The organism is Sphingobium sp. L-44, from assembly GCF_056859495.1.
This window is the reverse complement of the sequence record NZ_JBSXOQ010000088.1, coordinates 70966-96687: the sequence shown is the minus strand read 5'-3', so window position 1 is coordinate 96687 and position 25722 is coordinate 70966. Positions and strand designations below refer to the sequence as shown.

At 65.9% G+C, this 25722-nt stretch carries 26 protein-coding genes, 1 tRNA gene and 1 pseudogene; 7 read left to right on the top strand and 21 right to left on the bottom strand.

All coding sequences use genetic code 11. The features are described 5' to 3' along the window. Window positions 1–378: 378 nt before the first annotated feature. Window positions 379–1080 (bottom strand): endonuclease/exonuclease/phosphatase family protein, encoded by a 702-nt coding sequence (locus AC13EK_RS11820; RefSeq protein ID WP_069338535.1) that lies wholly within the window; start codon window positions 1078–1080, stop codon window positions 379–381. An 89-nt stretch (window positions 1081–1169) separates the two neighbouring features. On the opposite strand from AC13EK_RS11820, the gene radA reads away from it, so the two are divergent. Further along, window positions 1170–2537 carry a DNA repair protein RadA gene (gene radA, locus AC13EK_RS11815; protein WP_010336315.1) on the top strand — a complete coding sequence of 456 codons (1368 nt, stop codon included), beginning with the start codon at window positions 1170–1172 and terminating at the stop codon, window positions 2535–2537. A gap of 10 nt (window positions 2538–2547) precedes the next feature. Further along, window positions 2548–3072 carry a CvpA family protein gene (locus AC13EK_RS11810; protein ID WP_277788082.1) on the top strand — a complete coding sequence of 175 codons (525 nt, stop codon included), beginning with the start codon at window positions 2548–2550 and terminating at the stop codon, window positions 3070–3072. Between the two features lie 465 nt (window positions 3073–3537). Here the strand turns inward: AC13EK_RS11810 and AC13EK_RS11805 are convergent, their stop codons facing one another. The 4 genes from AC13EK_RS11805 to AC13EK_RS11790 form a co-directional block, all read right to left on the bottom strand. Then, entirely contained in the window at window positions 3538–4434 is an 897-nt protein-coding gene (locus AC13EK_RS11805) for an NAD-dependent epimerase/dehydratase family protein (RefSeq protein ID WP_010336317.1), read from the bottom strand. 24 nt (window positions 4435–4458) lie between these two features. Then, window positions 4459–5592 (bottom strand): glutamate 5-kinase, encoded by a 1134-nt coding sequence (proB, locus tag AC13EK_RS11800; protein ID WP_069338536.1) that lies wholly within the window; start codon window positions 5590–5592, stop codon window positions 4459–4461. A gap of 132 nt (window positions 5593–5724) precedes the next feature. Then, window positions 5725–6819 (bottom strand): GTPase ObgE, encoded by a 1095-nt coding sequence (obgE, locus tag AC13EK_RS11795; RefSeq protein ID WP_004207911.1) that lies wholly within the window; start codon window positions 6817–6819, stop codon window positions 5725–5727. A 30-nt stretch (window positions 6820–6849) separates the two neighbouring features. Beyond that, on the bottom strand, window positions 6850–7530 hold the full coding sequence (locus AC13EK_RS11790; protein WP_069338537.1) for a TetR/AcrR family transcriptional regulator: 681 nt from the start codon (window positions 7528–7530) through the stop codon (window positions 6850–6852). A 54-nt stretch (window positions 7531–7584) separates the two neighbouring features. Between AC13EK_RS11790 and AC13EK_RS11785 the strand changes: the two are divergent. Then, window positions 7585–8111: pseudogene (locus AC13EK_RS11785) on the top strand (GNAT family N-acetyltransferase). A gap of 36 nt (window positions 8112–8147) precedes the next feature. Here AC13EK_RS11785 and AC13EK_RS11780 read toward each other — a convergent pair. From AC13EK_RS11780 to rplU, 3 genes are all read right to left on the bottom strand, one after another. Then, on the bottom strand, window positions 8148–8723 hold the full coding sequence (locus AC13EK_RS11780; RefSeq protein ID WP_069338538.1) for a GNAT family N-acetyltransferase: 576 nt from the start codon (window positions 8721–8723) through the stop codon (window positions 8148–8150). A 284-nt stretch (window positions 8724–9007) separates the two neighbouring features. Then, window positions 9008–9277 carry a 50S ribosomal protein L27 gene (gene rpmA / locus AC13EK_RS11775; RefSeq protein ID WP_004207902.1) on the bottom strand — a complete coding sequence of 90 codons (270 nt, stop codon included), beginning with the start codon at window positions 9275–9277 and terminating at the stop codon, window positions 9008–9010. Window positions 9278–9304: 27 nt separating this feature from the next. Next, a complete protein-coding gene (rplU, locus tag AC13EK_RS11770) occupies window positions 9305–9601 on the bottom strand; it encodes a 50S ribosomal protein L21 (RefSeq protein ID WP_004207901.1) in 297 nt (98 codons plus the stop codon). A 190-nt stretch (window positions 9602–9791) separates the two neighbouring features. On the opposite strand from rplU, the gene AC13EK_RS11765 reads away from it, so the two are divergent. The 3 genes from AC13EK_RS11765 (at window position 9792) to ybaL (ending at window position 12056) form a co-directional block, all read left to right on the top strand. Beyond that, window positions 9792–10175, top strand: a complete 384-nt coding sequence (locus tag AC13EK_RS11765; RefSeq protein WP_069338539.1) for a hypothetical protein — start codon at window positions 9792–9794, stop codon at window positions 10173–10175. A 53-nt stretch (window positions 10176–10228) separates the two neighbouring features. Next, on the top strand, window positions 10229–10357 hold the full coding sequence (locus AC13EK_RS11760) for a hypothetical protein (protein ID WP_257211493.1): 129 nt from the start codon (window positions 10229–10231) through the stop codon (window positions 10355–10357). Between the two features lie 64 nt (window positions 10358–10421). Next, window positions 10422–12056 carry a YbaL family putative K(+) efflux transporter gene (gene ybaL / locus AC13EK_RS11755; protein WP_037517124.1) on the top strand — a complete coding sequence of 545 codons (1635 nt, stop codon included), beginning with the start codon at window positions 10422–10424 and terminating at the stop codon, window positions 12054–12056. A gap of 75 nt (window positions 12057–12131) precedes the next feature. On the opposite strand, the gene AC13EK_RS11750 is transcribed toward ybaL, so the two are convergent. From AC13EK_RS11750 to AC13EK_RS11720, 7 genes are all read right to left on the bottom strand, one after another. Beyond that, on the bottom strand, window positions 12132–13877 hold the full coding sequence (locus AC13EK_RS11750; protein WP_069338546.1) for a DEAD/DEAH box helicase: 1746 nt from the start codon (window positions 13875–13877) through the stop codon (window positions 12132–12134). Window positions 13878–14193: 316 nt separating this feature from the next. After that, window positions 14194–14892 (bottom strand): 50S ribosomal protein L1, encoded by a 699-nt coding sequence (rplA, locus tag AC13EK_RS11745; RefSeq protein ID WP_004207896.1) that lies wholly within the window; start codon window positions 14890–14892, stop codon window positions 14194–14196. A gap of 4 nt (window positions 14893–14896) precedes the next feature. Then, window positions 14897–15328, bottom strand: coding sequence for a 50S ribosomal protein L11 (gene rplK / locus AC13EK_RS11740; RefSeq protein ID WP_004207895.1), 432 nt, complete (start codon window positions 15326–15328; stop codon window positions 14897–14899). A 269-nt stretch (window positions 15329–15597) separates the two neighbouring features. Next, window positions 15598–16134 carry a transcription termination/antitermination protein NusG gene (gene nusG / locus AC13EK_RS11735; protein ID WP_004207894.1) on the bottom strand — a complete coding sequence of 179 codons (537 nt, stop codon included), beginning with the start codon at window positions 16132–16134 and terminating at the stop codon, window positions 15598–15600. A 36-nt stretch (window positions 16135–16170) separates the two neighbouring features. Further along, on the bottom strand, window positions 16171–16374 hold the full coding sequence (secE, locus tag AC13EK_RS11730) for a preprotein translocase subunit SecE (RefSeq protein ID WP_004207893.1): 204 nt from the start codon (window positions 16372–16374) through the stop codon (window positions 16171–16173). Window positions 16375–16547: 173 nt separating this feature from the next. Next, a tRNA-Trp gene (locus AC13EK_RS11725) sits at window positions 16548–16623 on the bottom strand. A gap of 63 nt (window positions 16624–16686) precedes the next feature. Beyond that, window positions 16687–17592 carry a YihY/virulence factor BrkB family protein gene (locus AC13EK_RS11720; RefSeq protein WP_037517122.1) on the bottom strand — a complete coding sequence of 302 codons (906 nt, stop codon included), beginning with the start codon at window positions 17590–17592 and terminating at the stop codon, window positions 16687–16689. Window positions 17593–17751: 159 nt separating this feature from the next. Here AC13EK_RS11720 and AC13EK_RS11715 point away from each other — a divergent pair, with 159 nt between their 5' ends. Next, entirely contained in the window at window positions 17752–18900 is a 1149-nt protein-coding gene (locus tag AC13EK_RS11715; RefSeq protein ID WP_069338540.1) for a GGDEF domain-containing protein, read from the top strand. Here the strand turns inward: AC13EK_RS11715 and AC13EK_RS11710 are convergent. The 6 genes from AC13EK_RS11710 to AC13EK_RS11685 form a co-directional block, all read right to left on the bottom strand. After that, window positions 18897–20120: a dihydroorotase gene (locus AC13EK_RS11710; RefSeq protein WP_069338541.1), complete on the bottom strand. Its 1224-nt coding sequence runs from the start codon at window positions 20118–20120 to the stop codon at window positions 18897–18899. The genes AC13EK_RS11715 and AC13EK_RS11710 overlap by 4 nt on opposite strands. After that, a complete protein-coding gene (locus AC13EK_RS11705; RefSeq protein WP_069338542.1) occupies window positions 20117–21112 on the bottom strand; it encodes an aspartate carbamoyltransferase catalytic subunit in 996 nt (331 codons plus the stop codon). Before AC13EK_RS11705 ends, AC13EK_RS11710 begins: the two co-directional genes overlap by 4 nt. Window positions 21113–21166: 54 nt before the next feature. Continuing rightward, entirely contained in the window at window positions 21167–22777 is a 1611-nt protein-coding gene (locus AC13EK_RS11700; protein ID WP_069338543.1) for a phytoene desaturase family protein, read from the bottom strand. A gap of 27 nt (window positions 22778–22804) precedes the next feature. Continuing rightward, window positions 22805–24058: an aromatic ring-hydroxylating oxygenase subunit alpha gene (locus AC13EK_RS11695; protein ID WP_069338544.1), complete on the bottom strand. Its 1254-nt coding sequence runs from the start codon at window positions 24056–24058 to the stop codon at window positions 22805–22807. Between the two features lie 83 nt (window positions 24059–24141). Continuing rightward, the gene (locus tag AC13EK_RS11690; protein WP_277788080.1) at window positions 24142–24657 is read right to left on the bottom strand and encodes a phosphoribosyltransferase; all 516 of its coding nucleotides are present in this window, start codon (window positions 24655–24657) and stop codon (window positions 24142–24144) included. After that, complete coding sequence (locus AC13EK_RS11685) at window positions 24654–25646, bottom strand: bile acid:sodium symporter family protein (protein ID WP_069338550.1); 993 nt, start codon at window positions 25644–25646, stop codon at window positions 24654–24656. The genes AC13EK_RS11690 and AC13EK_RS11685 overlap by 4 nt, the downstream gene beginning before the upstream one ends. Window positions 25647–25722: the final 76 nt, after the last annotated feature.

Sequence of the window (25722 nt, the reverse complement as noted above, 5' to 3'; positions counted from 1 at the left end):
CCGCCTGCGCGGGAATGACAAAATGGGGTGGGAAGCTGCCATCCCACCTACGTCATGCTGAACTTGTTTCAGCATCTATCAAGCCTAAAAAGCCATTGGTCTATTGGGAGGAATGGACCCTGAAACAAGTTCAGGGAGACGATGATGGGGTGGGCCGCTTCTGGTCGTTTTTAGACCATCCTCCCCTGCAAGAGGAGGTGGCTGGCCGAAGGCTAGACGGAGGGGTATCCCCCTCTCGATAGCGTGACACCCCTCCACCACTTCGTGGTCCCCTTCGGCAGAGTCGCGTGCCTCTGCCGAACCTTGCAGGGGAGGAATTTACAGTCGCTTCTGGTCGCTTCCAGGCCCTCTGCCGTCCCCCCCAACACGCGCCCGCATTCACCCCAGCTTGAACTCCGCCCAGATCGGCAGATGGTCCGACGCCTTGCGCGCGGCGGCGCTTTCGTGGACGCCGCTGTCGACCAGGCGGATGCGGCCGCAATGCATGATCCGGTCGAGCCGGGCGACCGGGCGGCGGGCGTGGAAGCTACGGCCGCAGGGCGCGAAGCTGTAATGGCGGGCAAAGTCGGCCAGGCAACCGCGTTCGGCGCTCCATTCGTTGAGATCGCCCATCAATACCGTCGGCAGCGCATGGCCCTGTGCCGCGGCATGGATCACCGCCGCCGCCTGCTTGCGCCGCCACAGGCCCGACAGGTCGAGATGCATGCCGAATACGCGCAGGGTCGCGCCCTTGATCGCGACCTCCGCCATGGTCGCGCCGCGCGGTTCCAGGCAAGGGAGGTGCAGCACGTCATAGGCGGCGACCTCCGCTTCCTTGCGGACGATGATGGCATTGCCGTGCCAGCCCATGCTGTCGGTCTGGACATTGAGCGGCACCGGCTTGTAGCCGCTCTGGCGGTCGAGCAGCAGCGGCGGGATCGCGGCATAGCGTATGCCGAAACGCCGGTCGGCCTCCTGCAGCGCGATGATGTCGGCATCCACCTCGTTCAGCACGTCGATCACCCGCTCGGGCGAGCGGCGGCGGTCGGTACCGATGGCCTTGCGGATATTATAGCTGGCGACGCGGATCGTGGCGGACATGCTGCTTCAATGCGCCAGCGGCGCGGGGGTTTCCAGCCTCGATGCAAGATCGCGTTTGTGTTCCTTTTATGTTCTGTTATGCGTGGGCGATGGCCAAGGCAAAGCGCAAATTCGTCTGTCAGCAATGCGGCACTGTTTCCGGCCGGTGGCAGGGGCAATGCGATGACTGTGGCGAATGGAACAGCATCGTCGAGGAAGCGGCCGAGACCGTCTTTTCCGCCAAGCATGACCTGCAGGGCGGCGGCCGGGCGATCACGCTCATCGGCCTCGACAGCAAGGTGGAGCTGCCCTCGCGCACCAGCACCGGCATCGCCGAGTTCGACCGGGCGCTGGGCGGCGGCATCGTGCCGGGATCGGCGACGCTGATCGGCGGCGATCCGGGCATCGGCAAGTCGACCCTGTTGCTGCAGGCGGCGGCGCGGGTCGCCTCGCGCGGGCTGACCGTCGCCTATATCAGCGGGGAGGAAGCGTCGGACCAGGTGCGGCTGCGCGCCCAGCGGCTGGGCCTTGGCAACGCCCCGGTGCAACTGGCGAGCGCGACATCGGTGCGCGATATCCTGACGACGCTGAGCGAGGGCGTGCCGCCCGCATTGCTCATCATCGATTCGATCCAGACCATGCACAGCGACCTGATCGAGGGCGCGCCCGGCACCGTCAGCCAGGTGCGCGCGTCGAGCCAGGAACTGATCAAATTCGCCAAGCAGCGCGGCACCGCCCTGATCCTGGTCGGCCATGTCACCAAGGATGGCAGCATCGCCGGCCCGCGCGTGCTGGAACATATGGTCGACACGGTGCTGGCGTTCGAGGGTGAGCGCAGCCACCAATATCGCATCCTGCGCGCGATCAAGAATCGCTTTGGCGGCACCGACGAGATCGGCGTCTTCTCGATGGTCGCCGAGGGGCTGGAGGAGGTCGCCAACCCGTCCGCCCTGTTCCTCACCAATCGCGACGAGACGGTGACGGGCGCCACCGTCTTCCCGGCGCTGGAAGGGACGCGGCCGGTGCTGGTCGAGATCCAGGCGCTGGTGGTGCGGCTTTCGAGCGGGGCAACGCCCCGGCGCGCGGTGGTCGGCTGGGACAGCGGCCGGCTGGCGATGATCCTCGCCGTGCTGGAGGCGCGCTGCGGCCTCAGCTTCTCGACCTGCGAAGTCTATCTCAATGTCGCGGGCGGCTATCGGCTGTCCGATCCGGCTGCCGATCTGGCCGTCGCCGCCGCTTTGATGTCGGCCTTGTCGGAACGGCCGGTGCCCGCCGATGTCGTACTGTTCGGCGAGATTGCGCTGTCGAGCGAGATCCGCCCCGTCTCGCACACGCCGCTCAGGCTCCGGGAATCGGCGAAACTGGGCTTCAATCGCGCCTTCGTGCCGGCGTCGGGCGCGGATGGGGTGAAGGGGATTTCGGTCAGCGGCTTCCGCACCCTTGCACAGCTGGTTGACCAGATGCTCGGGCGCGGATAGCCAGCGCGGCATGAACGCCGTCGATATCCTCGTCCTCCTCCTCATCGGCGGTTGCGCCATATTCGGCCTGCTGCGCGGGTTCGTGACCGAAACCCTGTCGCTGATTGCCTGGGTCGCGGGCATCTTCGCGATCAGCCTGTTCCACGCTTCCGTCACCGAATTGCTGACCAGCTTTGTCGGCAGCGAGAGCGGGGCGGCGGTGCTGGCCTTCTTCCTGATCTTCGCCGTCACTTTTGGCGCTGGCAAGCTGCTCGCCCGCGCGATCGGCCAGCGCACCCGCCAGTCGGTGCTCGGCCCGATCGACCGGGTGCTGGGCGGCGGCTTCGGCGCGATCAAGGGGCTGATTGGCGCGACTCTGGTCTTCCTCGCCTTCTCCCTGGTCTATGACACATTCTACGGCAGCGGCGCGCGCCGCCCCGACTGGCTGTCCGACGCCCGTACCTATCCGCTGCTCAACGCCAGCGGCAAGGCGATCAGCGAATTTGTCGACGAACAGCGCGCGCAGAAACCGGCGGAGGCTGATCCGGCGGCGTGACCGGGGGGGGGGGGGGGATCGGCCATCCTACCGACGTCATGCTGAACTTGTTTCAGCATCCATCAAGCGTAACAAACCATTGGCCTATTGGGAGGAATGGACCCTGAAACAAGTTCAGGGTGACGATGATGGGATGGGCGGTTCTTGATCGAAACTCGACCCGTCACGCCCGCATGCCGCTGTCCTACAGCTCTGCCCCTGTTCTAAGCTGGGGCATGACGCTGCCGCTCATTCTGCCTCCGCTATCCATGCAACAGGCGCGCGACCGGTGCGTCGTTGTCGCTGTGCAGGTGCGCGGGTGGGGCCTTGTCGGCGCGCGCCGGGCGCGTCTGCCGAACCTGCCATGGCGCGTTACCGGCGCGTGGGCGGTGCATCATGGGGGCGAAGCAGGTGCAAATGCCCCGAAAAGGCCGTTTACATTGTGAACTTCGGTCGTGACCCGCGCGGCCCGTGTCCTTGGGCGGGCTACAGCCAGCCCTTGGCGCGATAGGCCTCGACCGTGGCCTTGAGCCCTTCCTCGGTCGGGATCTGCGGCGTCCACAGCCGCTTGGGCGGCTGCTTGCGTTTGGCGACGACCCAGTCGGGATGGCAGAAATAATCGACCCGGTCGGGGGTCAGCTTCGCGTTGCGGCCGCGCACCAGCCGGTCGAGCCGGGCGGCGGTCGCCAGCAGCCATTGCGGCGTCGCGAAGGTGCGGACAGTGCGGCCCACCGCCCGGCCGATCGCCTGACCGAATTCCTGATGGTCCCAGCCGCCGGGCGTTGCATCGTCCGCCTCATAGGTGCGGGTCTGGCTCTGCTCCTTTTCGCAGGCGAGCGTCAGCAGCAGGCGGGACAGATCGGCGACATGGATCACCGACAGCCGGCCGCCGGGCGGCAGCAGCATGATGCCGCGCTTGGCCATGCGGAACAGCTCCAGCATCTCCTGGTCATTGGGGCCATAGATGGCGGGCGGGCGCACGATCGTCCAGTCGAGGCCGCTGGCCTTCACATGGCGTTCGGCCAGTTCCTTCGACCAGCCATAGTCCGACATGCCCGGCTCGCGCGCGGCGAGCGAGGAGACATGGACGAGTCGGCGCACACCGCGTTTGCGCATGGCGTCGACCACGGCCATCGTGCCGCGCGCATTGCCCGCCTCGAACCCCTCGCGGTCGGGCGCGTTCACCACGCCCGCGATATGGATCACGGCATCGGCGTCACGCACCAGCGTGTCGAGCGCGGCGGTATCGTCGAGCGAACCGGGCACCCATTTGAGATGCGCGCGCGGCGGCTGCGCCCGGCGGGTGAGGGCGTTGACCTGAAGACCGGCGGCAAGCGCCTGATCGAGCGTTTCGGCGCCGACGAAACCCGTCGCGCCGGTCATGGCAATTCTAAGGGACATAATAGGTCAGACCATCGCCATATGGTCGCGATGGACCAGCACGGTGCGGGACATTTCGCCGAGCAGGGCGGGAATGTCTTCGCTGCGGCGGCCGGCGATCTTCGCGGCGGCCTCGCTGTCATATTCGGTCAGGCCACGGGCGATCACCCGGCCGTCCTGATTGAGAATGTCGACCACGTCGCCGCGCGCGAACACACCCTCGACCCGCGCGACGCCGGCAGGGAGCAGGCTGTTGCCCTTGCCCAACGCCGCTTCGGCGCCGGCATCGACGATGATCCGGCCGAGCACGGTGAGGCGGCCCGAGAGCCAGCCCTTGCGCGCGCCCTGGCTTTCGGCGGCCAGGAAGATGGAGCCACGGCCGCCATTGGCCCAATGGCTGAGCGGGGCGTCGACCTTGCCCGAGATGATGGCGAGATGGGCGCCGGCGCCGGTGGCGATCTGGGCCGCCTGGATTTTCGACACCATGCCGCCCGATCCCATGCCCGAAGCCGAGCCGGTGTCGGCCATGGCGGCAATGCGCGCGTCGATGCGCTCTATCCTCTCGATCAGCATGGCATTCGCATCGGCGTGCGGGTTGGCGGTGTAAAGCCCGTCCACGTCCGACAGCAGCACAACCGCGTCGGCCCGTGCCGCCTGTCCGATGCGCGCCGCGAGGCGATCATTGTCGCCAAAGCGGATTTCCGCCGTGGCGACGCTGTCATTCTCGTTCACCACCGGCACGGCGTCGAGCGCCATCAGCCGCTCCAGCGTGGCCGAGGCGTTGAGATAGCGGCGGCGATGCTCCAGATCGTCGAGCGTCACCAGCATCTGCGCGGCGGTAATGCCCTTTTCATGCAGCAGGCTGGCCCAGCATTGCGACAGGGCGATCTGGCCGGTGGCGGCCGCCGCCTGCGCATCCTCCAGGCTGCCGCGCCCGCCCTTGGGCAGCTTCAGCCGGCGCGCGCCCAGCGCGATCGCGCCCGACGACACGATGATGACCTGCTGCCCGGCCGCCTTGCGCGCGGCGACATCGGCCACCAGCGTGCGCAGCCAATCGACGCGCACTTCCCCGGCCGGATCGACCAGCAGCGCCGACCCGATCTTGATGACCAGGCGGCGGACCAGGGCAGGGGGAAAGCCGGACAGGGCGTTCGTGGCCACTTTTACAACAACATCCGTTCGGTTCGAGCCCTTCGACGACGCCTGCGGCGTCGCTCAGGACAGGCTTTGTCGAGAACCTCGCGCGCAGTTCTCGACAAGCTCGAACCGAACGGAGATAAGTTTATTGATGCCTTAGATCGGCGACCAGGTGGCTTCGCCGTCGCTGTCGTCGGCGTCGTCCTCTTCACGATCCTCGTCGAGCATTTCCAGCACGGCGTCGAGCAACGGGGTGACGCCTTCGCCGGTCGCGCCGGAGATGATGAAGACATCTTCCACGCCGGCCTGCTCGCGCAGCTGCTCGGCAATGTCTTCCATCAGTTCCTGGCCCAGCAGGTCGCCCTTGTTGAGCACCACGATCTGCGGCTTTTCGTCCAGCCCGCCGCCATAGGCGGCGAGTTCGTCGGTGACGATGCGGAAGGCTTCGACCGGGTCGTCGCCGGTCGCGTCGATCAGGTGCAGCAGCACGCGGCAGCGTTCGATATGGCCCAGGAACCGGTCGCCGATGCCCGCGCCCTCGGCCGCGCCCGCGATCAGGCCGGGAATGTCGGCCAGCACGAATTCGCGATCACGGTGCAGCACCACGCCAAGCTGCGGCTTGGTGGTGGTGAAGGCATAGGCGCCGACCTTCGCCTTGGTGTTCGTCACCTGGTTGATCAGGGTCGACTTGCCGGCGTTGGGCATGCCGACCAGGCCGACATCGGCCAGCAGCTTCAGCCGCAGCCAGACCCACATTTCCTGGCCCGGCCAGCCGGTGCCATGCTGGCGCGGCGCCCGGTTGGTGCTGGTCTTGTAGGACAGGTTGCCGCGGCCGCCGTCGCCGCCGCGCAGGAAGCTCACACGCTGCCCGACCTCGGTGAAGTCGGCCAGGATTTCCTGTTCCTCATATTCGGGATAGCCGTCCTCGTCCTCGGTCCCCTCGATCGGCTGGGGATCGGACAGGATCTGGGTGCCGACCGGCACCTTCACGATCAGGTCGTTGCCGCCGGCGCCATAACGGTTCTTGCCCATGCCGGGCATGCCGCGCTGCGCCTTGAAATGCTGGGTGTAGCGGAAGTCGATCAGCGTGTTGAGGCCGGCCACGGCCTCGAAGATGATGTCGCCGCCCTTGCCGCCATTGCCGCCGTCCGGGCCGCCATATTCGACATATTTTTCACGCCGAAAGCTGACCGCGCCGGGACCGCCCCAGCCGGACTTGATATAGATTTTTGCTTGATCGAGAAAATGCATGGCGCGCCCATAGCGTCTTCTTGGGCAAAATTAAACCTTAGCTTGCGACACTTTCGCCGTCGCCGTCAACCGGGCTTCTTCGGTCAGGGCGGAGACCAGGCTGCGGGCCGCCAGTTCGCGCGCTTTCTCGCGATTGAGGCCCAGTGCAGCGGCCATCGGGCCGCCCATCTGCGAATCGCCCAGCGCCAGCAGGACCAGCATCAACGTATTGTCGCGGATCACCTCGGCCAGTTGCGGGCGCAGCGCGGTGGCGGCGAGCTTGTCGACCAGCCGGTGGATCGCGTCCACCACCGGGTCGAGCGCATCCTCATTGCCCGATGCCAGCATCCAGCTGGCCAGCGCGCCGGCGCCGCCTGCGTCAAATGCGTCGAAGGTCATGTCGACGATCCGCCGGGGTTCGACCTCGCCGCGCCGGGCAGCGTTCACCGCGTCGCCGATCGTGGCGGTGATGGCGTCGGCCAGATAGCCGGCGAGCGCCTTCTGCAGGCCGGCGGCCGATCCGAAATGATGGAGCAGATTGGCGTGGGTGCGGCCGATGCGATTGCCCACCGCCTTCAGCGTGACGGCCTGCGGCCCCGCTTCCAGCAGCAGGTCGCGGGCGGCTTCCAGCGCAATCAGGCGACTTTCGTCGGGGCTGAGGCGCGAGCGCTTGAGGGGGATTGGTTCGGGCAACGTGGCTTGCCCATGACACAGGGGGCGGGGGAAGGCCATAGCCATGTGCGGCGTCGCTTGACCGGCCCCTGCGCGACCGCCCATAGATTGGCGATGACCGATGCACCGATCCTCACCACCGACCGCCTGATCCTGCGCCCGCACCGGGTGGAGGATTATCCCGCCTGCCAGGCGCTATGGGCCGATCCCGACGTGGTGCGCTTCATCGGCGGCGCGGCGCTTGATGCGCAGGCGGTCTGGTTCCGCATCCTGCGCTATGCCGGCATGTGGGCGCTGCTCGGCTATGGCATGTGGGCGATCGAGGATCGCGCCAATGGCGAATTGCTGGGCGAGGCCGGGCTGCTGAGCGCGGCGCGGGGGCTGGCCGAACTGGACGGCGTGCCCGAAGCGGGCTGGGTGCTGGGGCCGGCCGCCTGGGGGCGCGGTATCGCGACCGAGGCGATGGCGGCGATCTTTGCCTGGACCGATGCGCATCTGGATGCGCCGTCGATCCGCTGCATCATCGCGCCCGACAATGGCGGGTCGATCAAGGTGGCGGAGAAACTAGCTTTGCCGTGCTGGCCGAAGTCGATTTCCATGGCGCGCCGACCCGTGTCTTCGATCGGCCCTGTCAGAGGTGAGACGCGGGCGCCCTGATCGGCGCCCGCGCACTTCAGTCAAGCGGCAAGCGCCGGCAGCGCGTCGCCATATAGGTCCAGGGCAAAGTCCACGCTCATGCGGGCGGCCTCGCCCTCGTCGAAGACCAGGCAGTCGGCCTCGGCCCCGCGGGCGGGGCTGTAGCGCCGCTCGATCGTGCCATTGGCGCGGAAGCCGATCTTGCGCAGGACATGGCCCGACGCGCGATTGTCGGCGAAATGGACGGCGCGGACTGCCGGCAGATTATGCGCGCGGGCGATGCTCATGACGGCGCGGGCCGCCTCCGTGGCGAAGCCCAGGCCCCAATAGGGGCGGGCAATCCAGTAGCCCAGTTCCGGCGTGCCATCCTCGGCCTCATGGATGCCGCAGCCGCCCACCAGGCGCGGTGCGCCCTGGGTGCGGGTGAAGGCCAGCAGGCGCGGCATGCGCGAATCCTGCGGCAGCGCCAGGAAGGCTTCGGCATCGGCCAGGCCATAGGGGGCGGGTGCGCGGCTCAGATTGCGCAGGACCGCGTCATTGCCGATGGCCTGGGCCAGGGCGGGGGCATCTTCCATCCAGCCTGGCCGCAGCAGCAGGCGGGGGGTACGGGCGAACATTCACGTCTCTCCTCTTCGTGCGCGCCAATAGCTGCCAATCATGACGGCTTGACGACGGTCTTCTCTGGCTGAGCCCCGCCCGCACGACGCGCGAGAAGGTCAGTAGTTCCAGAGGTTTGAGGGAAATCGGGAGGAGTGCCCGGTGATGTTCGTCAGAACGGAAAAAGGGCGCTCCCTGTGAAGGGGCGCCCTTTTTTCCCTCGATCCCGATCGACGCACTTATGTGCATAACCGATCAGGCGGGACGTCCCTTTTGCGAAGGACGACCCGTCATCGATCGTCCGTTATTCGGCTGCCGCGGCTACCGCGTCGACCGACACATATTTGCGGCCGAGCTTGCCGTCGTGGAACACGACGCGACCTTCGCCCAGGGCGAAGAGGGTGTGATCCTTGCCCATGCCGACGTTACGGCCGGGATATACGCGGGTGCCGCGCTGGCGAATGATGATGTTGCCGCCGATCACTTCCTGACCGCCGAACTTCTTCACGCCAAGGCGCTTCGACTCAGAATCGCGACCGTTACGCGACGAACCGCCAGCTTTCTTATGTGCCATGACCTAAACTCCTTATCTAAGCTGCGCTCAGGCGATCGACACGATCTTGAGGATCGTGTGATTCTGGCGGTGACCGTTCTTGCGGCGATAGTTGTGACGACGACGCTTCTTGAAGACGATGACCTTCTCGCCCTTCGCCTGCGCAATGATTTCGGCTGCGACGGTCAGCTTGGCTGCGTCCTTCAGGTCGCCGCCTTCGCCGGCCAGCAGGACGTCGTCCAGCGTAACCTTGTCGCCGGCTTCGCCAGCGAGCTTTTCAACGACGATCTTATCTCCGGCGGCGACGCGATACTGCTTGCCGCCCGTGCGCACGATAGCGAACATGGCTTGGTCTCTTCTCGTTCAAATCTGCTTTACGCAGATCGTCGAGGACAAAAAGCCTGTTCGACCCGCGCGGGAATGTGGCCCGGTAGTGGAATGACTCGATTCTGTCAACCGCCATGGGCCCAGCTTGTGGGCTGGTTTTTGGCTCTTAGTCTTCCTACATCGGTGATGGAAGGGAATATAAGCGCCGATGAGCAGATTACATCCCCAGGATGCGACCGGCAAGGGCAGGCTGCCCTTCATCGCATCGCTGTGGGCTGCGATCCTGGTCGCGCTTCTGTGTGCGATCGCGCCGGACGGTCCGCCTTCCAGCAAGCTCAATGGCTCCGCCTTCAGTTCCGCCACGACCGGCGTGGTGCTCAAGGCGCGCTCGCTGCCCGCACCGCATCTCGCCCGCGCGCCCCGCCCTGATGGGGATGGGGTGGCCTTGCCCTGGCTGCTGGCGGCGGCGCTCGCCCTCATGCTCTCCTGGCGCCGTCTGGCGCCCGACGCGCCCCTGCCGCTGCTGGCAGGCCGCTACAGCTATCTTCGCGCGCGGAGTCGCCGCGCCCGCGCGCCGCCCGCCTTCCTCTGACATTTTTCCCGCCCGCCATGGCGGGCGTCCGTCAGACAGAAGGAATTGAGATCATGCCCCGCAAAAGAAAGATGCGCGGTGGCCGGCGCAATCCGCCCGGCTGGTTCATGCCTGTCGTCATGGCAGGGCTCGGCGCCGCCGGCGCCCTGCTCTCGATCGCGATGCTCGGCATCGTCGAATAATAGACAATGTTCCGCGCCGGCGGCAGGATGAAGGCCTGCTGCCGGCGGACAGGGAAGGAATTTCATGCCCCACCACACGCCCCTTATCGGGACGATCGTTGCCGGCCTCGTCGTGGCCTTCATCATGGGTGCCATCGCCCATCGCCTGAAATTATCGCCGCTGGTCGGCTATCTGGTTGCCGGCATCATGGTCGGCCCCTTCACCCCCGGCTTCGTCGCCGACAGTGGCCTCGCCAATGAACTGGCGGAAATCGGCGTCATATTGCTGATGTTCGGCGTCGGCCTGCATTTCTCGCTCAAGGATTTGTTGTCGGTCAAAGCGATCGCCGTGCCCGGCGCAATCGTGCAGATCGCGGTCGCGACCCTGCTCGGCATGGGCCTTGGCTATCTGATGGGCTGGCCGCTGATGGGCGGGCTGGTCTTTGGCCTCGCTTTGTCGGTCGCCAGCACGGTCGTGCTGCTGCGTGCGTTGCAGGGGGCGGACCTGGTCGAAACCCGGCGCGGACGTATCGCGGTCGGCTGGCTGATCGTCGAGGATCTGGTGATGGTCCTTGCCCTCGTCCTCCTGCCGGCGCTGGCGGGGGTGATGAACAATGCCGATGCCGGCGGCGGGGCGAGCGCGCTGATCGCGCCGCTGGTGGGCACGCTGCTGAAGGTCGTCGGCTTCGTCGTGCTGATGCTGGTGGTGGGGCGCCGCCTCATCCCCTGGGCGCTGCATTGGGTGGTGCATAGCGGGTCGCGCGAGCTGTTCCGCCTCGCCGTGCTGGCCATTGCGCTGGGTGTAGCTTTCGGTGCCGCCATCGTATTCGACGTGTCCTTTGCGCTGGGGGCCTTCTTTGCCGGCATGATCCTGGGCGAAACCCCGCTCAGCCGTCGCGCGACCGAGGAGACGCTGCCGCTGCGCGACGCCTTTGCGGTGCTGTTCTTCGTGTCGGTCGGCATGTTGTTCAATCCGGCGGTGGTGGTGGAACAGCCGCTGCCGCTGCTGGCGACCGTGCTCATCATCGTGGTGGGCAAGTCGATCGCCGCCTGGGGCATCGTTCGTGCCTTTGGCCATCCCAATGTCACGGCGCTGACGATCGCCGCCAGCCTGGCGCAGATCGGCGAATTTTCCTTCATCCTGGCGTCGCTGGGGGCGGGGCTGGGCGTCCTGCCGGCTGAGGCGCGCGATCTGATCCTTGCCGGTGCGATCGTGTCGATCTTCATCAATCCGATCCTCTTCTCGCTGATCGTGCGCGACCACAAGAAGGAGGAAGATGAGACGCAGGCGGACACCGCGACCGATCAGCCGCGCCTCGGCCATGTCATCCTGGTCGGCTATGGCCGCGTCGGCAAGCTGATCGCCAAGCGCCTGGCCGAGCGTCATGTCCAGTTCGTGGTGATCGAGGGCGATCCCGAACGGGTCGAGGAAGCGGAAGAGGCCGGACTGTCGGTGGTGCGCGGCAATGCGCTGGAGGACCGACACCTGCTGGCGGCGGGCATATGCGAGGCGCGCTATCTGCTGATCGCCGTGCCCGAAGGGTTCGAGGGCGGCGCGATCAACGAGCATGCCCGCCATCTCAACCCCAATCTGCAGGTGATCGCCCGCGCCCATAGCGATGCCGAGGTTGCGCATCTCGAAGCGCTGGGCGTGCGCCATGTCGTCATGGGCGAACGCGAACTGGCCGGGCGCATGCTGCAGCTTTGCGGCGTCGGCTGAGGGACAAAGAAAAAGGGCGGTGAACGATGTGATCGATCGTTCACCGCCCTTTTTCAGGACGTCATGTTACGGGCCTTAGCCGCGCGGCTTGCGCGGCTTGCGCGGGCCGCCGGGGCGCTTGGGCCCGCCCTTGAAGGGGCGGGGCGCGTAACCGGCCGGACGCGGGCCACGGTCGTTCGAGCGGTTGCCCTGGCGGCGATTGTCGCGGGCCTGCTCGCGCGGGGCGCCGTCGATCATCTCGAACGCCACATCCGCACCCTCGTCATTGGCCTCGCCCGAGCGCTTGACGGCCGACATGAAGCGGCTGGCGATCGCCCGCGGGATTTCGAACATGGTTTCGTTGGTGGTGATGCGGATCGCGCCGATGTCGCCGCGCGACACATGGCCACGGCGGCAGATCAGCGGCAGGATCCAGCGCGGATCGGCATTCTGGCGACGGCCGATGTCCATGCGGAACCACTGGGTGTCCTCGAAGCCCGGACGCGGCCCTTCCTGGCGCGGCGGCGCTTCGCTGCGGTCCAGCAGTTCCTCGGGCGCGGGCAGCGAGGCGCGGGCGCTCTTCACCAGCATCGCGGCGATTTCCTTGGCCGACTTTTCCGCCAGCAGCTCGGCGCCCAGTGCCCAATCGGCCTCGTCCAACTCGGCCTTTTCCATCAGGGTCGAGCGCAGGCGGGCATTATCCTGTTCCAGGATCGCTTCCTTGCTGGGCGGGGTGCCCCATTCGACCGGAATCTTGGCGCCACGCAGCATCGATTCGACGCGGCGGCGACGCGGATAGGGGACGATCAGGACAGCGGTGCCCTTCTTGCCGGCGCGACCGGTGCGGCCCGAACGGTGCTGCATCGTCTCGGCGTCGCGCGGCAGTTCGACATGGACCACCAGCGTCAGGCTGGGCAGGTCGATGCCGCGTGCGGCGACGTCGGTGGCGACGCAGACGCGCGCGCGCTTGTCGCGCAGCGCCTGGAGCGCGTGGTTGCGCTCATTCTGGCTATGCTCGCCCGACAGCGCCACGGCGGCGAAGCCGCGCTCGGTCAGGCTGCTATGCAGGTGGCGGACATTGTCGCGGGTGGCGCAGAACAGGATCGCGGTTTCGGCTTCATGATAGCGCAGCAGGTTGACCACCGCATTCTCGATGTCCGACGGGGCGACGGTGACGGCCTGGTAGCTGATGTCGCCATGGCCGCGTTCTTCGCCCACGGTCGAGATGCGCAGCGCGTCTGACTGATAGCGCTTGGCCATCGCGACGATCGGCTTGGGCATGGTGGCCGAGAAGAGCAGGGTGCGGCGATCTTCCGGCGCGCTGTCAAGAATGCCTTCCAGATCCTCGCGGAAGCCCATGTCGAGCATTTCGTCCGCTTCGTCGAGGACGACGGTGCGCATTCCCGACAGGTCCAGCGCGCCGCGTTCCAGATGATCGCGCAGGCGGCCGGGGGTGCCGACGACGATATGGGCGCCATGGCTGAGCGCGCGGCGTTCCTTGGCGGCGTCCATGCCGCCGACGCAGGTGGCGATGCGGGCGCGGGCGGCGCCATAGAGCCATTCCAGCTCGCGGCTGACCTGCAGCGCCAGTTCGCGCGTCGGCGCGATCACCAGCGCCAGCGGCAGGCCGGCGACGGGCAGCTTGTCGCCGCCGGTCAGCAGTTCGGCGGCCATGGCCAGGCCGAAGGCGACGGTCTTGCCCGAACCGGTCTGCGCCGACACCAGCAGGTCGCGGCCCTGCGCTTCGTCCTGCGTCACTTCGGACTGGACCGGGGTCAGGCTCTCATAGCCCTTGGTGGTCAGCGCCTGGGCGAGCATGGAGGGGAGATGTTCAAAAGACATTTTTTCGTTTTCCATCGGTAAAGCGACCCGCCATTCCCGACGGATACGTGAAGACCTGCCATGCTCCCGCCATGGAGAGCCCAGGGGTAGGTCGCGTCCCTGGTTCCAAAATCCTCCCCTTGTCGGGGGAGGGGGACCGTCGACATCGCCGACGGTGGAGGGGTGTCCCCCTATGGCGCAGGCGACGAATGCCCCTTTGCCCGGCCTTGTGGCCCTCGGGCCGCTTCTTGAGTGAGCGGCTGGTCCTATAAAATAAGAAGGCCGCCTTCCCCCGCAAGGAGGGAAGGCGGCCCCTTTAATTCTTATCCCAGCGGGATCAGATCGAGGCGACTTCGGCCACGTCGACCTTCACGCCCGGACCCATCGACGACGACAGGGCGATCTTGCGGACATACTTGCCCTTCGAGCCCGAGGGCTTCGCCTTGACGATCGCGTCGACGAACGCATCGAAATTCTTGCGCAGGTCTTCAGCCGAGAAGCTCGACTTGCCGAGGCCAGCGTGGATGATGCCGGCCTTTTCGACGCGGAATTCGATCTGACCACCCTTGGCGGCCTTCACGGCTTCGGCGACGTTCGGCGTGACGGTGCCCAGCTTCGGGTTCGGCATCAGGCCCTTGGGGCCCAGAACCTTACCCAGGCGACCCACCAGACCCATCATGTCGGGGGTGGCGATGACGCGCTGGAAGTCGATGTTGCCGGCCTGGATCGATTCGAGCAGGTCTTCGGCGCCCACGATGTCGGCACCGGCGTCGAGCGCCTGCTGGGCCTTGTCGTTGCGGGCGAACACGGCGACGCGAACGTCCTTGCCGGTGCCGGCGGGCAGGGTGACGACGCCACGGACCATCTGGTCGGCGTGACGCGGGTCAACGCCCAGGTTGATCGCGATTTCGACGCTTTCGTCGAACTTGGCGGTGGCGTGGGTCTTGATCAGGCCCAGCGCTTCGTCAACGCCGTGCAGCTTTTCGCGGTCGATCGCGGTCGCCAGGGCCTTCGCCTTCTTGGTCAGCTTTGCCATGGTCTTAGCCCTCCACCACTTCGAGGCCCATCGCGCGAGCGGAACCTTCGATGATCTTCGTTGCAGCGTCGATGTCGTTCGCGTTCAGGTCGGCCATCTTCGCCTGGGCGATTTCGGCGAGCTGGGCGCGGGTGATCTTGCCAGCGACGACCTTGCCCGGCTCCTTCGAGCCCGACTTCAGGTTGACGGCCTTCTTGATCAGGTAGGTGGCCGGCGGCTGCTTCGTCACGAAGGTGAACGAACGGTCCGCATAGACGGTGATGATGGTCGGCAGCGGGGTGCCCTTGTCCATCTTTTCCGTCGAGGCGTTGAACGCCTTGCAGAATTCCATGATGTTCACGCCGCGCTGACCCAGGGCAGGGCCGATCGGCGGCGAGGGGTTGGCGGCTCCGGCGGGCACCTGGAGCTTGATATAGCCCGTAATCTTCTTGGCCATTTTCACTCACTCTATAGCTGGCAAATCTGCGGACAGATTCACCGGTTCAAGTTTAGCGGTCTAGCGGCTCCCGCAAGGGAACCTCCCGCACATGTCCAGCCGCCCCGTGGGGAGGCATGGAAGCGCGGCCCTATAGCGACCTTCTTGTCCAAAGGGAAGGGGGAGTCTGTCATTCGGTCGATTCGGCCGAAAGCGCAGGGCTTCCCCAACAAAAAGGGCCGCCGGCTGAAAAGCGGGCGACCCTTTTTGAACAGCCTTGCGGCGGCTGGTTACTTCGACAGTTCGACCTGTTCGAAGTCCAGTTCCACCGGGGTGGCGCGACCGAAGATCGACACCGACACCTTGACCCGGTTCTTTTCGAAATCCAGTTCCTCGACCACGCCGTTGAAGCTGGCGAAGGGGCCGTCCAGCACCTTGACGCTGTCGCCGATTTCGTAATCGACATTGACCTTGTGCTTCGGGGCGGCGGCGGCTTCCTTCTGGGCGCCGAAATAGCGGGCGGCTTCGCTCTCGCTGATCGCCTGGGGTTTGCCCGACGAACCCAGGAAGCCGGTGACCTTGGGCGTGTTCTTGACGAGGTGATAGACGTCGTCGTTCATCGCCAGCTTGGCGAGGACATAGCCCGGCATGAACTTGCGTTCGACCTGGACCTTCTTGCCGCGCTTCACTTCAGTCACGGTCTCGGTCGGAACCTCGACCTGCTCGACCAGTTGTGACAGGCCCATGCGCTCGGCCTCGGTCAGGATCGATTCCTTGACCTTGTTCTCGAAGCCCGAATAGGCGTGGATGATGTACCAGCGCGCCATGTTACCGTCTTAAACTCCCTTTTGAACGCCGAGCGTTCAACGACCCGATGCGAGGCTCAGCAGCCACTGGACGATCGCACCGAAGAAGGTGTCGATACCGAAGAAGAAGATGCCCAGCAACGAGGTCATGATGACGACCATGATCGCGGTCATGATCGTTTCACGACCGGTCGGCCAAACGATCTTCTTCGCTTCGGTCTGCACCTGATTGACGAATTCGCTCGGAGAAGTCTTCGCCATCGCGCTGTCAGCTCACCTTCAAAATCAATACCAAAGCGCGAAACGGCGGTCCGCCCTCCCGTTTCCCGCGATAAATCGGTGTCGGGGGAGGCAGTCGCGCTTCGCGACCGATGCTTCGCTAAGCGCACTTAGCCGCGAACCCGTGATTGTTCAAGGTTCGCGGCTAGTTCGCTTGGCAGGAGTGGAGGGACTCGAACCCACGGCATTCGGTTTTGGAGACCGACGCTCTACCAACTGAGCTACACTCCTGCACTGGCCCGAGCCAGCGAAGGAGGGCGCTTTAGCGTGGCCTATCGGGGAGGGCAAGCGACTTTATGCAACTTCTTCAACAAGAATATGCGCGCTGGTCTGACGCTCGGCTTCCGCGTTGATCTGGGCCCCCAGCAGCACGATATAGGCGGAGACGAACAGCCAGAGCTGGAGGATCACCACGGCGGCCAGCGAGCCATAGGTCTTGTTGTAATCGCCAAAGGTCGAGACGTAGAAGGAGACGCCCAGCGTCGCCACCAGCCAGAACAGCGTCGCGGCGATCGATCCCACGGTCAGCCATTGCCATTGCACCCGGCGGCGATGCGGGCCGAAGCGGTAGATCAGGCCGAAGATGCTGCTGGCGAGCAGGCCGGCGCAGATCCAGGTCGCCGCCTTGATCGCGAACAGCACGCCCGGTCCCCAGTTGGTCAGTAATTTCTGGAGCAGGCCGATGATCGTCGCGGTCACGACGCCGGCGACCACCACCAGCACGGCGGAAAAGGTGATTCCCATCGACACGCGATAGAAGGCGAAGATGTTGCGCCCCTCCTTCTGCGCATAGACGATGTTGAGCGCCTCCATGATCGCGGAGGCGGCGCGGGTCGCGCCATAGACCGCCAGGCCCAGCGCCAGGAACAGGCCGAAGCCGATCGCCGGCTTGCGCGCGCTGACCATGCCCAGCAACTGGTCGTTGATCAGTTGGGCGGCATCGGCGGGCACGACGGTGATGATCGCCTGCATGTGGCGGGCCACGATCTGCGGGTCACCGACCAGGCCGTAGGTGAGGACGACCGCGGCCAGCAGCGGGGCGATCGACAGGAAGGCATAATAAGCGACGCCGGCGGACAGCAGGCCCAGATGATTGGCCGACATGGCGGCATAGACGCGCTTCAATATCTCCCACCAGGCACGCGGCGGGATTTTCCATGGCGCATCGACATGCACCTGCTGGGCGATCGTTTCGGTCATGCATATCCCCTGCTGAACAGGGGTAGCGCCTGAATGGCGATAGGGTTCCCTGATTCGCCTCTCTCATGGTTTTCCCCGGTTAGGGTTTCCCGTTGTTGGAGGATTAACCTCCTTTCGCTACCAACGGCCGCTCGCAGCGAGGCGGCAGGGAGCGGACAAGTGGCGGAAAAGCGCTGGCAACAGCGGCTGAAGGGCTGGGACGGCCCGTTCACGGCACCGGTGCCGGACAGCGCGCGCGAGGCTGTGCTGGATACCCAATATCGCCGTTTCCATCAGGCGTTGCCGCTTTTGTGCCTGCTGATCATGGCCAATGCCGTCGCGATGGCGCTCGCGGTGATGGGCGATCTGCCCTTGTGGCAACAGGTGACGCCGCCTGCGCTGATCTTCCTGGCCTGCGCGATATCCCTGCTGCGCTGGCGCGGCGTGCCGATCGCGACCGACGCCAGGGTGCAGGCGCGCAGCCTGAAGCGGGTCGCGCATGTTGCGACCGCGTCCGGGCTGGTGGCGGGGCTGTGGGCGGTCAACGCCTTCACCGAAACCGAAATCTATTATTGCATGGTGGCGCCGGTGTTCATCGGCATCGGCGCGCTGGTTGCGGCGACGACCCTGCTCAGCGTGCCGCGCGCCGCGATCGGGGCTATGGGCGCGGCGGTGTTGCCGATCCTGGTGAAGATGGCACTCTATGACAATCTGGGCGTGCGGGCGATGGCGGTGATGATGGCGATCGTCACGGTGATGCAGGCCAATCTGGTGCTGGGGAAGTTTCGCGAGACGGTGGCGATGCTGGTGTCGCAGCGCGAACTGGCGCGGCTGGCCGGCACCGATGCGCTGACCGGGCTCGACAACCGGCTGAGCTTCATGCGCGCGATCGAAGAGCGGGTGGAGCGGGGCGCGGCCTTCAGCGTGCTGCTCGCCGATCTCGACGGCTTCAAACAGTGCAATGATCAGCATGGCCATCAGGCAGGGGATGTCCTGCTGACATCCTTGGGCGGTCGGTTGCGGGCCTTGATGCCGGACGCGGTGAGCATTGCGCGGCTGGGCGGCGACGAATTTGCGCTGCTCCATGACGCGGAAACCGATGTCGACGCCCTGCATCGACGCATGCCCGGCATCCGGCAGGCGATCGCTGCGCCGGTAGGCTGGCAGGGGCGCAGCCTGTCGGTCGGCAGCAGCTTTGGCATCGCGACCTTCCCGCAGGACGGGGCGGAGGCCGCCGCCGTCCTGCATGTCGCCGACACGCGGCTCTATGCGGACAAGCGGCAGCGCAAGGGATGGCGATTTGTGGGGCCGCAACGCCAGATTGCTTAGAAGAACTGCCCGCCCTTCATGATGCGGCGCGCGCGGCCCTGCACCGGCACCTTGTCGAACGGCGTGTTGCCGGCCGAGGCCGCCATCTTCGCCGAATCGACGATCCATGGTGCGTCGGGATCGACCAGGATCAGGTCGGCGGCGCTGCCGGGCGCGAAGCTCCCGGCATTGACGCCCAATATCTTGGCCGGATTGGCGCTGAGCAGGGTCATCAGCCGGTTGAGGCTGACATGGCGCTCGCGCACCAGGTTGAGCGAGAGCGCCAGCAGCGTTTCGGCGCCGGCCATTCCGGGCGACGCGTCGGCGAAGGGCAGGCGCTTGTCCTCTGGACCGCGCGGATCATGGCCCGATGTGATGACATCGACCGTGCCGTCGGCGACGGCGGCGATGCTGGCATGACGGTCGGCATCGGATCGCAGCGGCGGCGACAGGCGCGCAAAGGTGCGGAAGTCGGTCATCGCCTGATCGTTGAGGAACAGATAGGCCGGGCTGATACCGCAACTGACCTTCAGCCCCTCCGCCTTGGCGGCGCGGATCAGGTCGAAACCGGCCTTGGTCGTGACCAGGCGGAAATGGATGGCGGCGCCGGTCTCGCGGGCCAGCATGATGTCGCGCGCGATCGCCATCGCCTCGGCGCAGGCCGGGGCATGGGCCAGGCCCAGGCGCGTCGCAGTCTCGCCGCTGGTCGCCACCGCCTTGGCGGACAGGCCGCCATCCTCGGCATGGGCGATGACGGTGAGGCCAAGGCCCGAGGCGTAGGAGAGGATGCGCAGCATCACGCCCGAATCGGCGATCCACTGGCGACCGGTGCCCACCGCCTTGGCGCCGGCGATCTGCATCAGGCCCATTTCGGCCATTTCCGTGCCCTTGAGGCCGCGGGTCGCGGCGGCGATCGGGTGGACCCAGAAGTCGGGCTTGCCCGCGCGGGTCGCTTCCCGGATCAGGCCGACCTCGTCCAGCGGCGCGCGCTGGTCGGGCATCAGCGCGGCGCGGGTGATGCCGCCGAAGTGGAAGGCCGGCTTGTCAGTGGCGAAGACGCCCAGGTCGATGAGGCCCGGCGCGACCACCAGCCCGCCGGCATCGACCTGCTGCGCGTCGGCGGGAATGTCGACCGCGCCGGTGGCCAGGATGCGGTCACCCTCGATCAGGACGGTGCCGGGGACAAGGGCGTCGCCGGCCGGATCGGCCAGCTTGCCGTTGACGATTGCGATCCTGCTCATGCCCAGCCTTCCACACCACGCGCCTGGCGCGTCAAAACATCCAGGCACGCCATGCGCACCGCCACGCCCATCGCCACCTGTTCGGTGATCGCCGACCGATCCGGATCGTCCGCCACCGTGCTGGTGATCTCGACGCCGCGGTTCATGGGGCCGGGGTGCATGACCAGGGCATCGGGCTTGGCGATCGCCAGCCGTTCGGGCGTCAGGCCATAAAGTGCGTGATATTCGCGGGCCGACGGGATGAAGGCGCCGTCCATCCGCTCATTCTGCAGGCGCAGCATCATGACGACATCGGCGCCATCCAGCCCGTCTTCCATCCGGCTATAGGGGGTGGCGCCCAGCATCTCGACCTCGGGCGGCAGCAGGGTGGGCGGGGCGACCGCACGCACCTGCGCGCCCAGCGCGGCGAGGCAGAGCATGTTGGATCGGGCGACGCGGCTGTGCAGCACGTCGCCGCAGATGGCGACCACCAGCCCCTCGAACCCGCGCTTGCGACGGCGGATGGTGAGCGCGTCGAGCAGCGCCTGCGTGGGATGCTGGTGCCAGCCATCGCCCGCGTTCAGCACCGGGCAGTCGACCTTGTCGGCGATCAGCGCGACCGCGCCGGAACTCGCATGGCGGATGACGATGACGTCGGCGGCCATGGCGTTGAGCGTCATGGCGGTGTCGATCAGGGTCTCGCCCTTCTTCACGCTGGACGTAGCCGCGGCCATGTTGACGACGTCGGCGCCCAGCCGCTTGCCGGCAATCTCGAACGACAGCAGGGTGCGGGTGCTGTTCTCGAAAAAGGCGTTGATCTGGGTCATGCCCGCCAGCCGGTCGTCATGCTTGCGCGCCTGGCCCTTGTTGGTGCGGGCCCAATGTTCGGCCTCGTCCAGCAGGAAACGGATTTCCCAGGGCTTGAGGTCGGCGATCGACAGCAGGTGCCGGTGCGGGAACAGCGCCCGGCCGGTCAGCTCGGGCGTTGCATCAGGAATGAAGATGTCGGGCATGAGCCGGGTCTTTAGGCCAGGCTTTCGGTTGGGGCAAGGCGGGGAAAGACCCGATCAGGCCCGGCCGCGCCATTTCCCCCACAGGGCGCGATCCTTCAGCACTTCGCGCGCGGCATTATGGCCCGGCGCGCCGGTGACGCCGCCGCCCGGATGGGTGCCCGCGCCGCACATATAGAGGCCCTTCAGCGGCCCGCGATAGGCGCCATGGCCCAGTACTGGCCGCGCTGCCCACATCTGGTCCAGCGTCAGATTGCCATGCATGATGTCACCGCCGACCAGACCGAACTTGCGTTCCAGGTCGAGCGGCGAATGGATCTGGCGGGCGATCACGCTCCTTGCAAAACCCGGCGCATGGGCCTCGACCGTGGCGATGATATGGTCGGCCGCCGCCTCGCGCTCATCGTCCCAGCTTCGCCCGTCGGGCAGCTCGGGCGCGAATTGCTGGCAGAAGAGGCTGGCGACATGGCAACCCTCGGGCGCGAGACTGTCGTCGATGGTCGAGGGGATCAGCATCTCGACGATCGGCTGCTTCGACCAGCCGTCGCGCTTCGCATCCAGATAGGCGCGGTCCATATAGTCGAGCGTCGGCGCGATGATGATGCCCGACTGGTGATGCTCGCCAATGCCGGGCAGGCAGGTGAAGTCGGGCAGGGCGGAGAGCGCGACATTCATGCGGAGGGTGCCCGATCCCGCCTTGAACGCCTTGATCCGTTTCAGGAAGTCGGCGGGCAGGTCGGTCGGCTGCATCATCCGCTCATAGAGCAGCTTGGGGCCGACATTGGCGATGATGCTGGTGCCCATCACTTCCTCGCCGCTGGCCAGCTTCACGCCGACGGCGCGGTCGCCATCAACCAATATATGGTCGACCTGCGCCTCCAGGCTGATCTCGACGCCCATCGCCTGCACGACCTTTGCCATGGCCTGGGTGATCGTGCCCATGCCGCCGACACTATGGCCCCAGGCGCCCTTCTTGCCGTTCACCTCGCCGAACACATGGTGCAGCAGCACATAGGCGCTGCCCGGCGTGTCGGGCGAGGCGAAATTGCCGACCACCGCGTCGAAGCCGAAGGCGGCCTTGACCGCCTCGCTCTCGAACCAGCTGTCGAGGAAGGTTCGGGCCGATTTGGTGAACAGGTCGAGCACGTCACGCTGTTGTTCGATATCGAGCCCGGCGACGCGGCGGCCCTGTTTCAGCGCCTCGACCACCATGGTCAGGCCATCCCCGACATTGGGCGGGCTTTTGAGCACCAGGTCGCGCAACACATCGGCGACCAGTTCCAGCGCGTCATAATAAGCGGGAAGGGTGGCGGCGTCGCGCGCGCTGAACCGGGCAAACTCGGCTTGCGTCCGCTCCAGCCCGCCGCCCAGCTTCAGATAGCCGCCATCGGGCTGGGGTAGGAAATTGCTGATCGGCCGCTCGATCACGCGATAGCCATGGTCGGCCAGCTTCATGTCGCGGATGACCTTGGGATTGAGCAGGCTGACCGTGTAGCTGGCGGTCGAGTTGCGGAAGCCGGGGTGAAATTCCTCGGTCACCGCCGCGCCGCCGACGACATCGCGGCGCTCGACCATGCGCACCTTGTAGCCGGCACGGGCCAGGTAGAAGGCGCAGACGAGGCCATTATGGCCCGCGCCGATGATGACGGCGTCATAGGCTTTGGTCACAACATATCCCTCCCCGAAAAAGCGCCGTCATCCCCGCAAAGGCGGGGATCCATCTCCAGCCATCTCCCCATAGGTGAGGTCGGGGGATGGATTCCCGCCTGCGCGGGAATGACGAGAATCATGATAGTCGAAAGACCATCCCATTTTCGGCGCGCGATGCTGGCGCGCCTGCGGAATGATGGTGCGCATCCGCGCGCAGAAATGGCGCAGCGCGACTTCCTGGTCGCTCAGCGGGCCGACGGTGAAACTGTCCGACGCCATGCCGGCCTGCACGCGGGCGACAAGCGCCGTATCCTCGGCATTGACCTGGCGGTTGATGCGCCAGTTGAGATAGCGGGCCGCCTTCATCTCCCTACGGTCGTCGGGCAGCGCATAGCTGATCTCGCGGATCAGCGTCTGCGTCGGCGACACCGGCAGCCACTGCATGAAATCCACCTGGTCGGGATAGATGTCGAAGGCGAAATTGGGCCAGAGCTTGAAATAGGTCCAAAGCCGCTGCCGATCGGGCGGAAGATGCGGGACAGCCGGCAGGAAATGCTGATAGGCGCGCTCGGACAGGTTGGCGGATGGGCGATCGAAGATCGGCCCCCACATCTTGTCGGCATAGGGGCTGGCTTCGACGCCATAGCCATCGCCCATCAGCCGCTTGAGGCCGGGATGGGCGACCGCAATGTGCAGGCCATCGGAATAATTGTCGCCGATATTCTTCCAGTTCACCGCGCGCGGGCGCAGCGTGACGCGGCCAAGCGCGCGCAGTTCGGAAAAGCGATAGGGCGCGATCTCGTCGACATAGGGCGCCATCATCTGCGCCACCGACGGGCCGCCATCATCCTCCAGCCGGACGAACAGGAAGCCGTGGAAATTCTCGATTTCTACAGGGGAAAGTCCATGCCTGGACCGGTCGAGGCTGCCATAGCTGCCCGCCATTGGCAGGCCCGTCAGGCATCCGTCCAGACCATAGGTCCAGGCATGGTAGGGACAGACCAGCTTTCTGGTGCGACCCGAGGGCCCGTCCACTAGGCGCGCGCCGCGGTGGCGGCACACGTTGGTAAAGGCGCGGGCTTCGCCGTCATCCCCGCGGATGACGATGATGCTCTCGCCAAGATAGTCCAGCACATGGAAGTCGCCCGGCGCCGGCAGGTCGCTGTCATGGGCGACGATCTGCCAGCTCGGACGGAAGATGCGGCGGGCTTCGACGGCGAAAAATTCGGGATCGCTATAGGTCCATGCCGGCAGGCTATAGCCCGCGTCCGGATCCGGTCCGCTTCCCGTCTCGCCCATCTACCCCGCATGCCCCATTGCAGTTGTACGCTTGTATAACGAGCGGGCGGGGAATTTCCATTATATTTTTGTGACAGCTATTCTCAACTGGTCCGTTCGGGCACTTCGCCCCAGTCGGACAGGATCGACGCGCGGCTGGCAACCGCTTCCCAGGGGAAGACGAACCAGTCCTTGGTGACGGCACGGTCGATCGTGGTCGCGCGATATTCGACCTTGGCGGCCGAGCTGACATTGTCGATCAGCACGGCAAAGCGCAGATGATCGGCGGGTGCGCCGGCCAGCGCCGCACGCAACTGGTTGATCGTGCGGCCGCTGTCATTGATGTCGTCGACGAACAGCAGGCGCGATCCTTCGAGCGCCATCGCCACCAGCTTGTCGAGCAGTTCGTCGCAGAAACCCACGACCTGGGCCGACAGGTCGACCGACAGCATTGGCTGACTGATGGCGTGGGACAGATAGGTGGCCGGCACCAGCCCGCCGCGCCCGACGCCGACAATATAGTCGGGCCGCCAGTCCGATTTGGCGATCGCGCCGGCCACGGCGTCGATATGGGAGAGGAAGCTCTCCATCGGAATGTCGGTCAGGATCGGTTGGGTCATGATATGGTTGCCATCTGCGAATCGGCCCTATCGGCCGCCTGCGCCCCATAGCGCCGTGCCAGCAGGGCACAAGCCATCAGCTGAATCTGGTGGAACAGCATGACCGGCAGGATGATCGGCCCGACGGCCGCTGCGGGGAAGAGGACGCCGGCGATCGGCACGCCCGAAGCGAGGCTCTTCTTCGAGCCGCAAAATTGCAGCACGATCGCATCTTCGCGGGAAAAGCCGAGCAGCCGGCCAAGCCCCCAGGTGAAGAGCAGCACGATCACCAGCATGGCGATACAGAGCAGCGCGAGCAGCGCCAGTTCCGCGCGCGAGACCCGGTGCCATAGCCCTTCGACCACCGCCGCGCTGAAGGCGGAATAGACCACCAGCAGGATCGAGGTGCGATCGACCCGGCCGACCAGCGTCTTGTGCCGCGACACGAAGCCGCCGATCCAGGGGCGGGCCAGATGACCGAGCACGAAGGGCAGCAGCAATTGCAGCATGATCCCCTCGACCGAGGAAAGGGAGATGAGGTTGCTGCCGCCGCGCTGCATTAGCAATGCCACCAGCAGCGGCGTCAGCACGATGCCGAGCAGGTTGGAAAAGGACGCGCTGACCACCGCCGCGGCGACATTGCCGCGCGCAATCGCGGTAAAGGCGATCGAACTTTGCACCGTCGATGGCAGCAGCGCCAGGAACAGCAGGCCCGCGCGCATATTCTCCGGGATCGCGCCGATCTGTTGCAGCAGGATGCCGACCAGCGGGAAGAAGAGGAAGGTCGTGCCCAGAGTCGCGAGATGGAGTTGCCACGCCTTGGCACCGCCCCAGATCGCCTCGCGCGACAATTTTGTCCCATGCAGGAAAAAAAGCAGCACGATGCCGGCATCCGCAACGATCGATGCGACATGGGCGCCCTGGCCGCGCGCGGGCAGGACCGACGCTAGGGCAACGGTGCAGAGCAGCAGGACGAGGAAGGGATCGAGGATCAGGCGCAGGCGAGTCATCATGATTCCGGGCATAGGGAAGGGGCTTGGAAAAGGATAGACGCCGCCCCATCCTCTGGGCCAACAGCCTTGGCAC